Source organism: Roseateles sp., from assembly GCF_052436255.1.
Classification (GTDB): Bacteria; Pseudomonadota; Gammaproteobacteria; order Burkholderiales; family Burkholderiaceae_C; genus Pelomonas.
The window spans coordinates 1-13,327 of record NZ_JBQVNP010000035.1 but is presented as its reverse complement, the minus strand read 5'-3'; the positions used below and the strand labels follow the sequence as shown (position 1 = coordinate 13,327).

Genomic DNA, 13,327 nt, shown 5'->3' with positions numbered 1-13,327 from the left:
CGGAGCCTCAGTGGCCGGCAGCAGCCGAAGCCGGCGTGAACTTGCTGCGGCCGGATGGGCTGAGCAGCAGATACAGCATGGGCCCGAAGGAGCCCGCCGTCACGGTGACCAGCGCATAGGGCCAGAACTTGCGCCCATTCTGGCGCGCGTCCCGCGCCACGTAGCCGAGCAGCAGGACGGACGTGATGACGAAGTCCACCAACAGCTGCCAGGCGCCGACGCTGGCCATGCCGGCCTGCCAGATGCCGAAGTAGCCGACCTGCCACATCGCATACAGCGAGAAGGCGCCGAAGGCCGCGAAGACGAGGAAGAGGAAGGGGCGCATGGTGATCTCCGTTGGGTTGAGGTGGCGCCATCGTCGGTAGCGGCCCGCAGCGCCGCAATGACCTCGGAGGTCATCGCCGGTTTGACCGGCGGCGCCTATGGTCGCGCTCATGAAGCACATCGTTGCCGCCACCCTGTTGCTCGTCGCGCTGCTGCATGCGCTGCCCCTGGCCGGCGTGCTCGGCGCGGCGCGCTTGACCGGCCTCTACGGCATCGACGTCGATGAGCCCAATCTGGCGCTGCTGCTGCGTCACCGCGCCGTGCTCTTTGGCCTGCTGGCCGCCTTGCTGGCCACGGCGGCACTGCGGCCGGCGCTGCATGGTGCGGGCCTGCTGGCGGGCCTGACGAGCGTGGGCGCCTTCCTGCTGCTGGCGCTGCTGGAAGGCCCGCTCAATGCCGCCCTCGTCACCGTCGTGCGCCTGGACATCGCGGCGCTGATACTGCTGCTCGCCGCCGGCATCGTTCATCTCGTGCAACCCGCCGCCCCATGACCGCCACCTTCGCCGCCCTGCGCAAATCGCGCCGCGTCAGCCAGCTCGAGCTGTCGCTGCGCACCGGCGTCTCACAACGCCACCTCAGCTGCATAGAGACCGGCCGCGCCCGTGCCGGCCGCGAGACCCTCATCGCCCTGCTCGACGCCCTCGGCGCGTCGCTGGAGGAGCGCAATCAGGCGCTGCTGGCCGCCGGCTTTGCGCCGGCGCACGCCGAGCGCGCGCTCGACGCGCCCGAGATGGCGCCGGTGCGCGCCGCGCTGGAGCAACTGATCCACGCCAGCGGCGCGGCCCCGGCCCTGGTGCTGGACGGCGATTACAACGTCGTCATGGCCAACGCCGGACTGGCCCGCGTCATCGAACTGCTGGGCCTCCCGGCCGAAGCCATGCTCAGCCAGCCGCTGAACCTGCTGCGCGCCGTCTTTGCGCCGGGCGGCCTGCGGTCGCTGTGCGAGGACGAGGCGTGGCTGTGCAACGAGATGTGGGCGCGCGCCACCCGCGAAGCCGAGCACCTGCCGCGCCTGCGCGCGCTGCTGGACGAGCTGCGCCCCACGCTGCAGCCGTGGACGGCGGCCGAGGCCAGCAGCCACCTGCCCGTGCTGGCCTTCCGGCTGCGCGCCGCGGACGGGCGCATCCTGAGCTTCTTCTCCACCATCACCAGCTTCGGCACGCCGCTGGACATCACGCTGGCCTCGCTGAAGGTCGAGCATCTGTTCCCGACGGACGAGGTGACGCGGCGGGCGTTGGCGGGTGCGGCTCAAGCCTGAAGCGGCGGCTCCTCGTCATCGGATTCGCGCGCCATTGCCGCGCTCATTTCACCCGTTCCCACATGGCGCCGCTGCCGATCCTCCTGTTTGCCAAGCGCTGATTCGAGTGCGTTTGTCAGCTTGTCAGCCGCCCCCTCGACCGCCAGGTGGATGCTTTCGGCGTGGTGCTTGACCGCGATGTTCTTCAGCCCGGACACACGCGCCTCCAGCATGCAGCGCATGTCGTCGGCGCCCGACTTCTCGCTGCTGTTGGCGTCGGCCAGATGCGCCGCGACGTGTGTGACCTGGCCCGCGTAGCGGTCCACCGCGTCACGGACCACGCCCTCGACGTGCTCGACCAGCTTCTCGCGGCCCTCGACATGGTTGTCGGTCTCGACTTGTACCTGCATGGCAATCCTTTCGGCGCGGACATCGCGCGCATGCCAGCTCTGGAGCAAGCGGCGTGCCGGCCAGGCCGTGGCGGCGACCTGGCTGGCGACAAGATCGAGGCCGTTCCGCGGCCTCGGCTGCTGGCTTTGGCCTAGGGCGAGACCCGCACCACCCGCCCATTGAGCGGCTGGACGGGGCGCGCGTTGGCGGCATAAAGCGCGCGGAACCGGCGGATCGCTGCCGGCGATACGGTGACGGGTTGCTTCAGCACCAGCCAGTGCACGTGCTCGGAGCAGGGCGGCGTGGTGAGCGAGCCGTCGAAGTCGTAGTAGCCGCGGTCGGCCGGCAGCAGCGCGGCCAGGTCGAGCGCCAGGCCGTCGACCGTGAGCGTTTCGCCGGCGTGCGCCGGCATGTGCGCGAGCACCGATTCGAAGCCGGGGTTGGCCTGGCCCGGCTGGATCAGTGCGGCCACCACCGCCAGCTGCCCTTCGGCGTCGCGGTGTACGAAGTGCGCCACCATCGCAGCCGATTTGCCCTGGATGCGCTCCTCGCTGGGCGTGTGGAAGTGGAACTGCAGCAGCTCGTAGCGGTGGCCGTCGAGCGTCAGCGCGTTGCCGGCGGGCAGGTTGACCTGCACCGTGTGCCCGTTGTTGACGATGGCGGGCGGCACGCTGCCGTACGAGAACTGCAGTGCTGGCAGCGGCGTGACCAGCGCATCGCGGATGTCGATGGGCGACTGCTGCGCGCCCTTGGCGCAAGTTTCAAAGCCGCTGTCCAGCGCGGCCCAGTGGGCGGGGCCATGCGCGCCCCTGTACTCCCAATGCGGGCTGGCGGCAAAGGCGGTATGCGGGCCCACGACCGCGAGCAGGGCGGCGCAGGCGACGGCAAGACGAAGCTTCATGAAATCCCGTTCAGGGTGGTTGCGACGGGGCCATTCCAAGGCGCCAGGCTGAAGCCAAACTGAAGGGCCCACCCGCGCCGCGGGAACACCGGCAGCGCACACGGCGCTATCGTTGCGCGCCGCAACACCCCGCTGCCCCATGCCCCGCTATGTCGCCCTGCTCCGCGGCGTGAGCCCGATGAACTGCCAGATGCCCGTGCTCAGGCGCTGCCTGGAGGACGCCGGTTTCACCGATGTGAAGACGCTGCTGAGCAGCGGCAATGTCGCCTTCTCCACGCCCCGCGCGGCATCGGTGGTGGCCCTGCAGAGGCGCGTCGAGAATGCCATGCACGACGGCGCGGGCTACGGCTTCATGACCATCGTGCGCCCGACCGCCCACCTGCAGCAGTTGCTGGCAGCCGACCCGTTCGCCGCTTTCAAGCTGCGCGCCGGTGCCAAGCGGGTCGTCACCTTTTTGCGCGAGCCGCTGGCGGCCAGCCCCGTCGAGCTGCCGCTGAAGTATGGCGAGGCCTGCATCCTGGGACTCGACGGCGGCGAGGTCTTGTGCAGCTACGTGCCCGGCGCCAAGGGCCCCGTCTTCATGCGCCTGCTGGAGAAGACCTTCGGCAAGACCATCACGACGCGGACCTGGGACACCGTCGCCAGGTGCGCCGCCGCCTGACGCAAGCCGTCTTGGCGGCGCTTCGATCGATGTGCGCACCTTGGCGCCTAACGGCACAACTCGACGCGACGGCCGCGATGCGAAGTCGTAAGCGGCTTGTCCTCCTACAGGACTTGGCCCGGTGCGGCCTAAGGTTGCTGACGTGGCGGCGCAATGGGTGCTCCGCCCGCAACCTGAACCAAGGAAGTGCCATGCCTAAACAAGGTCAATCCAGCGACAAGCAGCAACCCAAGAGTGGCGAGAACATCCAGCAGGGTGGTCACGACCGTGATGACAGCCCCGGTCAGCAGCAGCAGTCCGGCTCGGGCAGCAAGGGCTCGCAGCAGGGCGGCGGTTCTGCCGGCCGCGAGAGCTCCGAGCGCCAGCAGGGCGGCAAGGGCTCGCAGGGTTCCAAGAGCCGCTGAGGGTGGCCGCACCGCCGCGCCCGTCGACCAACGGGCGCGGCCTTCACGCCTGATCGAACAGGTGGCCCAGGTCGTGGTGGCCCATCGACTCGGCCTTGGTGCGCAGGTATTTCTCGTTGTTCGGCCCCGGCTCGGTCAGCGACGCCTCGCGCTCGGCGATCTCGATGCCGAACTCGGCCAGCGCCGCCATCTTCAGCGGGTTGTTTGTCATCAGCTTGATGCGGTGCACGCCCAGCGCACGCAGCATGCAGGCGGCGGCGTCATAGCGGCGCGAGTCGATGGGCAGGCCGAGCTGGGCGTTGGCCTGGATGGTGTCGGCGCCCGCGTCCTGCTCGGCATAGGCGCGCAGCTTCTGCACCAGGCCGATGCCGCGCCCCTCGTGGCCGCGCATGTAGACGATGGCGCCGCGGCCAACCGCGGCGATGCGCTTCATGGCGCCTTCCAGTTGCGGCCGGCAATCGCAGCGCAGCGAGCCGAAGACCTCGCCCGTCATGCATTCGGAATGAACGCGCACCAGCGGTGGGTCCTCGCCTGTCAGGTCGCCCAGGCTCAGCACCACATGCTCCTGGCCGCTGTCGCTCTCGCGGAAGCCGTGGATGGCGAAGTCGCCGTAGGGCGTCGGCAGGCGGGTTGAAACGATGCGTTCGATCTTCATGGCAGGAGGCGTCAAGGGGGCATTCTCGCTGCCGTGGCGAAAGCCCTTGTCACCCAGGTTAGGCTTTTGCCCTCAGCCGGTTTTCAGGAGATTCCGATGGCCCAGACCCTGCAGTTCCAGCGCCCCGATGGCACCACCGTGTCCGGCTACCTGGCCGAGGCGGCCAATCCGCTTGGCGCCGTTGTCGTCATCCAGGAGTGGTGGGGCCTGAATGACCAGATCCGCGGCGTGGCCGAGCGCTTCGCGCGGGCCGGCTTCACCGCGCTGGTGCCCGACCTGTACCGCGGCAGGAGCACCGTCGAGGCCGAGGAAGCCAGCCACCTGATGGGCGAGCTGAACTTCGGCGACGCTGCCGCGCAGGATGTGCGCGGCGCGGTGCAGCACCTCAAGGGCTTGAACATCGGCAGTGGCAAGGTCGGCGTGACCGGGTACTGCATGGGCGGCGCGTTGACGGTACTGGCCGCCGCCGCTGTGCCCGAGGCCGACGCTGCCGTCGTCTGGTACGGCATGCCGCCGCTGCAGTACGTGGACGCCAGCAAGATCAAGCTGCCGCTGCAGGCCCACTGGGCCACGCAGGACGAATCCTTCCCGATTGCCGGCGTGGACGATCTGGAGGCCAAGTTCGCCGAGGCCGGCGTGCGCTACGAAGGCCACCGCTATCTGGCCCACCATGCCTTTGCCAACGAGACCGCCCAGGGACCGGGGCGCATCGCCAAGACGCAGTACGACGCCACCTGGGCGCAGCAGGCCTGGGATCGGGCGATGCGGTTTTTTGGGCTGTATCTGGGTTGACGCGCATCGTTTGCGAGTTGACATCTCATAGCACGCGCGGCCCATTAAGACCGACGCGGCCGCGCTGCATGGCCACAAGGCAGCTGGTGAAGCCTGGCGTCAAGACGGCATGTCTGAGGTTTCTTTCTGCTCCGGCGTCGCGGCGAATATCGTCAGCTTTAGTTCGCTGTCATCGCTGAGTTGGTACTCCGGGCGTTTGCCCGAAAGACGTTCGCTCGTCTCCAGGACGATGGACACGCCTTCGCCTCGCCTGTCCATGATGTGCTGTCGGTGAGCTGCCAGGGTGTCGTCGGCGATGGGACAACGCGCCAGCAGGCTGGTCAGCGCCTCGTTACGGGCCGCCTGCCTGAAGGGCAGGCTTTCGGGCGTCATCGTGTTGGGCAACATGCCAGGTGAGTACAACTCCAGTCGATCGTCGAACAAGCGCAAGCGAACCTTTGCGCCTGCCATCGAGTAGTCCCGGTGCGCCACCGCGTTGGTCACTGCCTCGAACACCGCCAACATATCGAATTGGGGAAGGTCCTCACGTCCACCTTGCGCAAGCTTCCTCGCCGCGACTTGCATGTTCTTGCGCACGAACGCGCAGGCGTAGAGGATCTGCTGATCGAGCGGCCCGATGAGGTCCTGAGCATCACGCTGGTACACCGCCTCGCCGGTGGGCACGACATCCTTGCCTTGATAGGCCACAGCCTGGATGAACGCGCCAGGCAGGAATTGCTGGGCAACGTAACTGCCCAGAAGGAGGCCGGCGACAGTGGGGCGCCATTCGCCTTGCTCGTCACGGGCAGCCATTGCCAACTTGCTCAGCAGCACTTCGGGTGCATCAGCGCTTCGCGCAGGCGCGAACCGCCTCCACAGCTCTTCGTTCAAGTCGCCCAACGTGGCCCGGGGCACAGGCGTTTCGTCGAAACGAATCAAGCGGGACTGGCTGCGCTGTTGGAACAGCCTCGCCAGCTGATCCGGTGCAATCGGGCGCTTGGATGAACCGACCCGGTGCAGGTAGCCACCCGGGCTTTGATGCACAAAGAGGCTGCGCTCAATCGCCAGTCGAATGACGGGTTGCTCAACACCACCACCATCAGGCAAGGTCATGCGTTCAATGATGGGCGCCAGCGGCGGCTTGATGGACTGCTCACACGCTTGGCGGACCAGTTGTTCCACATCATCGAGCTTATCTATCGGAATGCCCAGCACCTCCCGGCTCGTGTCCTCCACGCCTAGCATCAGCACACCGCCCGAACTGTTGGCAAACGCTGCCAACTCGTCTGCCAGTCCGTCCTGCGACGGACCCCTGACTTTCCCCCCCGCGAACTTCACCTCTTTGAGTTCAAGGAAGGTGTCTTCGCCAAGTCTGATCTTTTCCAGCAGTTCACTGCGTGTTGCAAACATTTCAAACCTCCCGGCCTAGCCGCTTCCAGCGGCGTTCGAAGGCATCGCGGCCTCCCTCCATCACGCGACAGACCTCTTCGCGCACCGCCTTGTCTTGCAGAGCACCGCTTTGCTGCACAAAGCATTGCCCTCGGCCGAACTCCATGACGTGCACCAACTCGGCGTCCCCGTTCACCACCACATTAGGGTTATGGGTCACAACGATGAGCTGACGTCGCAGCTTGTTTTCCCTGATTTGTTGGACGATAAGTTCATAGATCAGATGGTTGTCCAAGTCGTCCTCGGGCTGGTCCAGCACGATGGGCTCTTCGCCGAAGGCCAGCAGGAAGGCCAACAGCGCAGCCGAGCGCTGCCCTTGTGATCCCTGGCTGATCGCCGTCCAACGGCCGTCGCGCTGATACTCGATTCGCAAATCGTCCTCAGGTGACCAGGTCGATATGCGATCAGCAAACTCTGGCTTTTCATGCTGCCGCTGCAGATAGTTGCGCAAGCGGCCGCCGAGGTCGGCATGGGTCGTCAGCAAGCGCTGGCGGACCGTTTCGACCATTTGAGGCCGGGCTCCGTCATCGGCCTGCGCCAGTTCGAAGGCCATGCCACCGGATGCGTCCTCGTTCAGGATGTCATCGGCAAACCGGTCATCGGTGGCGTCGATCAGCTCTCGCAGCTCACGTTCTAGCTGTTTGGCTTCGAAGCCGAATGGGACGACGGATATCCGAACGTATGGGTTGCGGTCCAGCTTTTGTTGGACAAAGGCCCCTCGGGCCCGCGTCACGGCACGCCGCTTCTCGTCGAACAATGCGCGTTGTGCATCGATCTGCGTCATCAAGACTTGGCGGTCGCCCTGCATCTGCTGCAGCGCCTTGCGTTGCGCTTCTAGTTGCTGGCGCTCTTGAGTCAAGCGGGCAAAGGCCTGAGGGTCGCTGACGCCTTGCGCCACAAGCTGCTGTTGAAGGGCTGCGTGCGCTTGCTGCGCCGTCTGCGCACGCTCCCGCCACTGCACATACCGCTCATCTGTCTGCGCAGACTCGACCACCGCGGCAAGCTTGCGCGCGCGCTCCAGCAACTCAATGCGAACCTGTTCAAGCTCCGCATCAAGCCCCTGGCGCCAGGACAACAGATCTGCATCTTGCTCGGTGAAGTACTGGCTCGCCCAGTCATCCAATACCAGCTGCTCCGGCAATTCGGCAATGCGCTTGGTCGCGGCAAGCAGTTGTTCGAGCACGCCCTTCACTTCGCGAGCCTGATGTTGGGCCTGCGCGTATGCGCGAAGAACGGTGGCGTGATCAGCCTGTGAAAGTGCGGCCAATTTCCGTCCCGACTCCTCCAACTTCCGATCCACCTCGGCCAGCCCCGCCAGCTTGCCGTCCATCTCCCGCAAACGCGCGCGTTGGGTGAAGTAGGTGCGCCGAGCTTCCTCGACCGCTTGACTCAACGGCTCGATCTGGGCTGCTTCGTCGATGATGCCCAGCAAGCTCTGCCGCCCACCGCCGGCCAAGGCTGCAATCTGTCCCTGAGAAAAGATGCGCAGTGGGAACCGCGCTGCATTGACGCTCTGGCTCGGTGAGGGCTCCCAGCGACCACCACGCCACTCCTCCACCACTGCGCCTTGACCATCGGCCCGCCACAGCAGCCGTAGGCGATCCGCATCGTGCTGCCATTCGACGCGAATCACTGTGTTGGCACGAACGGCCCCCTTGTCGTCGCGGCCATTGGCCACTTTCCGGAACGCCTCAAACTGGGTACGCGGTTCGCTGCCTGCCTGCAATGCGGCCAACTCCTGATCTCGACGCGCGGCTAGACGCAGCGCATGGACCACCGTGGATTTGCCCGTGCCGCGGCCACCCACTACGGCGTTGAAGAATGGAGAGCATGCCAAACGTGCCGATGCCCCGTTGCCCATGAAGCGTGCGTGCTCGATTTCGATGGCCGTGACCAGATGTGCCGGCACGCGAAACGGGTCGAAAGCGCCCTCATCACTGCGGTGGATGGATACGCCATTGCCGTCAAGTAGCGCCAGTCGCAGGCCTTCGAGCTTGGGGCTCGCCATCTTGACCCAGGTGTAGCGGCTTCCAGGGACCCCGGGACCCTGGAAGGTGTGGCAATCACTGCCCAGGACCCGGGCCAGCTTGTCGACTTGCACCTGCACACAAGTGGGCGGGGTTCGTGCCAAGTCTTCCCACTCGACCGCTAGCAGCTGAGCGCTGTCGAAGATGCCCCGCAGCGTGTTCGCATCCAAGCGGCTTGCGTTGCCGTCGCTGCGCCGTGCCAAAAGCCCCTTGCCGCCGTCGTCGGGGCGGTCCGCGTGTGCCGCGATCGGAATCCCGCCCGCCGCCATGACCGCCAGGAAGACACCCTCTGGCCCTTCTCGCGTCACGCCGTCGCTGTCTCCATCCGTGCCTTGGTAGCGAACAGCAGCCAGCAGGTCGGTAATGGTGCGCGTTGTCTGAGTGGGGTCGAAAATGGCCAGCAGGTGAAATCCACCGCTGACTGAAATCTCCACGCCGGGGAACAACGTCAGCTCACGAAAGCCGGCCGGCGCTTGCCCGCTGTCAGCCAGCGCCTTCATCTGTGCGTATGCTGCTTTCAGCGGGTCGATCCAAGCGCCGCTGTTGTGGTCGGTCACCGCCACGCAGTCGATGCACGCCGCCATGTACTTCAGCAGCCAATCCTGCGGCGTCAACGCCAACCCGTTGCGATGCCACGGCGTGTCTGTGGAGGCCGGCGTATGGGTGTGAAAGTCGAACTTCCACCAGCGTGAACCGGGATATGACCAAGCGGTCTTTGGCATAGCGACGGTTCCTTCAGACATCACTGTGGAGGCGTGTCATTAATTTCGTGTGGGAGGCATAACGAAGTGGGCCTGCATGCTACGCAAGTGCGCAAGCACCGGCCGTCGTCGATGGCGATTCATGCCAACGTACCGCCGGTCGCGAGACCCTAGGCATGGGGCTCTTCAGAAGCTCGGGTAGTTTCGCCCTCAAAACGCCAACGCATTGGTCGACTTCACCTCCTCCATCACCGCATAGGTCCGCGTCTCCCGCACGCCGGGCAGCGTCCAGATCACGCTGCCGATGAACTCCCGGTAGGCGCCCATGTCGCGCACGCGGGTCTTGAGCAGATAGTCGAAGCCGCCCGCCACCAGGTGGCATTCCAGGATCTCGGGCCGGGCCTGGACGGCGGCCTTGAAGTTGTCCATCACGTCCTGCACCGTGCGGTCCAGCAGCACCTCGATGAAGACCAGCATGGCCGCGCCGAGCTTGGCCGGGTTCAGCCGCGCCTCGTAGCCGAGGATGAAGCCGTCGCGCGTCAGGCGCTTGACGCGCTCCAGCACGGCGGTCGGCGACAGGTGCACCGTCTCGGCCAGCTTGAGGTTGGAGATGCGCCCATCGGCCTGCAGCACCCGCAGGATGCGGGCGTCGATCTTGTCGAGATTGCTGGCGTCGTCATTCATCTGGATTTTTCTCGGCGGTTCTGGCGATCCTTGGAATTTAATTCAAGAAGCACGTCGATACATTGCTGTATCTCACCAGGAGCCCCGCCATGTCCACGCCCTTCGTCGCCCCGCCCGAACAGCCCCGCCTGCCCGACGCCTATCGCGCCGAGCACGGCGTCGTGCAGGCCCTGGCCGAGCGCGTTGGCGGCGCGCTGGACTGGCCGGGCGTCATCGCCATGGCCGCCCCCTGGGTGGAGCAGGTGCGCAAGAACCCGGCGCCCTTCTGGGCGATGGAGTCGCTGCTGCGCGAATACCCCATCACGAGCGCCGAGGGCCTGGCGCTGATGCGGCTGGCCGAAGCCCTGCTGCGCGTGCCCGATGCGCCCACGGCCATCGCACTGACCGCCGACCAGCTCGGCCGCGCCGATTTCGATGGGGCAAGTGCGGGCAGCCCGCACAAGATGCTGGCCGCGCTGTCGGCCTCGGCCATCTCGATGTCCAAGCGTTTCCTGCCGGGCGCCGAGGATGACGGCGGGCTGTTCAAGCGCCTGGGTGCGCAGACCGTGGTGGCGGCCACGGTGCGCGCCATCCAGCTGCTGGGCCGGCAGTTCGTGCTCGGCCGCAACATCGGCGAGGCGATGAGTGAGGCCGACGGCGCGCGCAAGGCACAGAAGAACCTGCGCTTCAGCTACGACATGCTCGGCGAAGGCGCCCGCACCGAAGACGATGCCCGCCGCTACCAGGCGGCCTATGTCGGCGCCATCAAGGCGATTGCGGCCGGTCAGCGTGCCGACGCACCCGAAGCCTCCGACGGCATCTCCATCAAGCTCAGCGCGCTGTTCAGCCGCTACGAGGTGCTGCAGCGCGAGCGCGTCTTCGCCGAGCTGCTGCCGCGCGTGTGGGAGCTGATCGAGCTGGCTGCCAACGCCAACATCAACCTGACCATCGATGCCGAGGAAGTCGACCGCCTGGAGCTGTCGCTGGACGTGCTGGACACGCTGGCGGCCCGGATCGCGCTGGTCTACCCGCAGTGGCGCGGCTTCGGCCTGGCCGTGCAGGCCTATCAGACGCGGGCGCTCGCCGTCATTGACGAAGTGGGATCAATAGCGCGCAAGCACGGCCTGCGCTTCATGGTGCGGCTGGTCAAGGGCGCCTACTGGGACGGCGAGATCAAGCGCGCCCAGGAGCTGGGCCTCGCCGCCTACCCGGTGTTCACGCACAAGCAGCACACCGATGTCAGCTATCTGGCCTGCGCCCGCGCGCTGATCCTGCATGCCGATGTCATCTACCCGCAGTTCGCCAGCCACAACGCCGGCACCATCGCGGCCATCGTGCAGATGGCGCGTTCGGCCAATGCAGCTTTTGAAGTGCAAAGGCTTCACGGCATGGGCGAGGGTGTCTACCGCGAAGTGTTGAAGGACGGCAGCATTCCCTGCCGCGTCTACGCGCCGGTGGGCGAGCACCGCGACCTGCTGGCCTACCTGGTGCGCCGCCTGCTGGAGAACGGCGCCAACTCCTCGTTCGTGCACCAGCTGGCCGACCCGAGCGTGCAGGTGCCCGAGCTGCTCGGTTCGCCGCTGGCCGAGGTGCGCGAGAACAGCGCGCTGCCGCTGCCGCCGGCCCTCTACCTGGACGAACAAGGTCGCGGCCGCGCCAACTCCACCGGCGCCGACCTGACCGCGCCGGATCAGCGCCAGGCGCTGCAAGCCGCCCTGGAAGCGACGCCCGTGCACGCCGTGCCCGAAGCCAGCGTTACGGAGGTCGACGCCGCCATGCAGCGCCTGCATGCCGGCTTTGGCGCCTGGAACAGCACGCCTGTCGCCCAACGCGCCGCCATCCTGCGCCGCGCCGCCGACGCCCTCGATGCCCGCCTGGCCGAGTTCTGCGCCCTGCTGGTCAAGGAAGCCTTCAAGACCCAGGCCGACTGCGTGGCCGAAGTGCGTGAAGCCGTGGACTTCCTGCGCTACTACGCCGACCAGGCCGAGGCCGAGCGGGACCTGATGCAAGGGCGCGGTGTGTTCGTCTGCATCAGCCCGTGGAACTTTCCGCTCGCCATCTTTGCGGGCCAGGTCGTCGCGGCGCTTGTGGCCGGCAACACGGTTGCGGCCAAGCCCGCCGAGCAGACGCCTTATGTCGCGCTGAAATTCGCCGAGCTGCTCACCGACGCTGGCGTACCCGCCGATGCGCTGGTGCTGCTGCACGGCCCCGGCGAGACCGTCGGCGCCGGCCTCGTCGCCCATGCCCACACGGCCGGCGTCTGCTTCACCGGCTCCACCGCCGTGGCGCAGATCATCAACAAGGCGCTGGCCGCAAAACCTAACTCGCCGATTCCGCTCATCGCCGAGACAGGCGGCCTCAACGCGATGGTGGTGGACTCCACCGCCCTGCCCGAGCAGGTCATCGACGCCGTCGTGCAATCGGCCTTCCGCTCCGCCGGCCAGCGCTGCTCGGCGCTGCGCCTGCTGTGCGTGCAGTCCAGCATCGCCGACGGCGTCATCGAGATGCTCAGCGGGGCGCTTTCGCAGCTGCACGTCGGCCAGCCGGCCCATCTCGCCACCGACGTCGGCCCCGTCATCGACGACGAAGCCCACGCCGGCGTCAGCAGGCATGTCGAGCGCCTCAAGCGCGAGGCCCGCCTGATCGCCGAGGCGCCCATCGCCGAAGCCATGCCGCGCCAGATCCGCCCGGTCGCCTTCGAGCTGCCGCGCATCGCCGCGCTGGGCGAGGAAATCTTCGGCCCGGTGCTGCATGTCGTGCGCTTCGACGGCTCGGTCGACGACACCGTCCAGGAGATCAACGCGCTGGGCTACGGCCTGACGCTGGGCATCCAGACGCGCATCGACAGCCGCGCCCAGCGCCTGGCCGACGCCGCGCGCATCGGCAATGTCTACGTCAACCGCAACATCATCGGCGCGGTGGTGGGCGTGCAGCCCTTTGGCGGTGAGGGCCTGTCCGGTACCGGCCCCAAGGCGGGCGGGCCGGACTACCTGCGCCGTTTCTGCGCCGAGCCCCACCTCGACGCGCCGGCCCCGCCGCTGACGCTGGACGGCCCCGCCGACGCGCTGGCCGTCGCTGCCGACGTGACCTGGCGCGACACGCCACTGGCCGAGCGTATCGCCACGCTGCGCCGCGCCGCCGACA

At 67.1% G+C, this 13,327-nt stretch carries 13 protein-coding genes; 6 read left to right on the top strand and 7 right to left on the bottom strand.

The features are described from left to right. Positions 1-7 precede the first annotated feature (7 nt). The gene (locus ACT6S0_RS10570) at positions 8-325 is read right to left on the bottom strand and encodes a DUF2834 domain-containing protein (protein ID WP_444763844.1); all 318 of its coding nucleotides are present in this window, start codon (positions 323-325) and stop codon (positions 8-10) included. 109 nt (positions 326-434) lie between these two features. Between ACT6S0_RS10570 and ACT6S0_RS10565 the strand changes: the two genes are divergently transcribed. Both ACT6S0_RS10565 and ACT6S0_RS10560 read left to right on the top strand, forming a co-directional pair. After that, positions 435-815, top strand: coding sequence for a phosphopantetheine adenylyltransferase (locus ACT6S0_RS10565; protein ID WP_444763843.1), 381 nt, complete (start codon positions 435-437; stop codon positions 813-815). Then, the gene (locus ACT6S0_RS10560) at positions 812-1,582 is read left to right on the top strand and encodes a helix-turn-helix domain-containing protein (RefSeq protein WP_444763842.1); all 771 of its coding nucleotides are present in this window, start codon (positions 812-814) and stop codon (positions 1,580-1,582) included. Before ACT6S0_RS10565 ends, ACT6S0_RS10560 begins: the two co-directional genes overlap by 4 nt. Here ACT6S0_RS10560 and ACT6S0_RS10555 read toward each other — a convergent pair. Continuing rightward, complete coding sequence (locus tag ACT6S0_RS10555) at positions 1,573-2,019, bottom strand: HPF/RaiA family ribosome-associated protein (RefSeq protein ID WP_444763841.1); 447 nt, start codon at positions 2,017-2,019, stop codon at positions 1,573-1,575. The genes ACT6S0_RS10560 and ACT6S0_RS10555 overlap by 10 nt on opposite strands. A gap of 83 nt (positions 2,020-2,102) precedes the next feature. Next, positions 2,103-2,852: a carbonic anhydrase gene (locus tag ACT6S0_RS10550; RefSeq protein ID WP_444763840.1), complete on the bottom strand. Its 750-nt coding sequence runs from the start codon at positions 2,850-2,852 to the stop codon at positions 2,103-2,105. Positions 2,853-2,991: 139 nt separating this feature from the next. On the opposite strand from ACT6S0_RS10550, the gene ACT6S0_RS10545 reads away from it, so the two are divergent. Next, positions 2,992-3,513: a DUF1697 domain-containing protein gene (locus tag ACT6S0_RS10545; protein ID WP_444763839.1), complete on the top strand. Its 522-nt coding sequence runs from the start codon at positions 2,992-2,994 to the stop codon at positions 3,511-3,513. A 191-nt stretch (positions 3,514-3,704) separates the two neighbouring features. Further along, positions 3,705-3,917, top strand: coding sequence for a hypothetical protein (locus ACT6S0_RS10540; protein ID WP_444763838.1), 213 nt, complete (start codon positions 3,705-3,707; stop codon positions 3,915-3,917). 43 nt (positions 3,918-3,960) lie between these two features. Here ACT6S0_RS10540 and ribA read toward each other — a convergent pair whose 3' ends face one another. Beyond that, positions 3,961-4,572, bottom strand: a complete 612-nt coding sequence (ribA, locus tag ACT6S0_RS10535; protein ID WP_444763881.1) for a GTP cyclohydrolase II — start codon at positions 4,570-4,572, stop codon at positions 3,961-3,963. 96 nt (positions 4,573-4,668) lie between these two features. Between ribA and ACT6S0_RS10530 the strand changes: the two genes are divergently transcribed. Next, positions 4,669-5,364, top strand: coding sequence for a dienelactone hydrolase family protein (locus tag ACT6S0_RS10530; protein ID WP_444763837.1), 696 nt, complete (start codon positions 4,669-4,671; stop codon positions 5,362-5,364). Between the two features lie 99 nt (positions 5,365-5,463). On the opposite strand, the gene ACT6S0_RS10525 is transcribed toward ACT6S0_RS10530, so the two are convergent. The 3 genes from ACT6S0_RS10525 to ACT6S0_RS10515 all read right to left on the bottom strand — a co-directional run bounded on the left by ACT6S0_RS10525 (position 5,464) and on the right by ACT6S0_RS10515 (position 10,204). Beyond that, a complete protein-coding gene (locus ACT6S0_RS10525; RefSeq protein ID WP_444763836.1) occupies positions 5,464-6,753 on the bottom strand; it encodes an ATP-binding protein in 1,290 nt (429 codons plus the stop codon). A gap of 1 nt (position 6,754) precedes the next feature. Continuing rightward, the gene (locus ACT6S0_RS10520; protein WP_444763880.1) at positions 6,755-9,541 is read right to left on the bottom strand and encodes a TrlF family AAA-like ATPase; all 2,787 of its coding nucleotides are present in this window, start codon (positions 9,539-9,541) and stop codon (positions 6,755-6,757) included. Positions 9,542-9,730: 189 nt separating this feature from the next. Continuing rightward, on the bottom strand, positions 9,731-10,204 hold the full coding sequence (locus tag ACT6S0_RS10515; RefSeq protein ID WP_444763835.1) for an Lrp/AsnC ligand binding domain-containing protein: 474 nt from the start codon (positions 10,202-10,204) through the stop codon (positions 9,731-9,733). A gap of 89 nt (positions 10,205-10,293) precedes the next feature. Here ACT6S0_RS10515 and ACT6S0_RS10510 point away from each other — a divergent pair. Further along, positions 10,294-13,327, top strand: a 3,034-nt coding sequence (locus ACT6S0_RS10510) for an L-glutamate gamma-semialdehyde dehydrogenase (RefSeq protein WP_444763834.1), incomplete at its 3' end; no start/stop codon positions are given.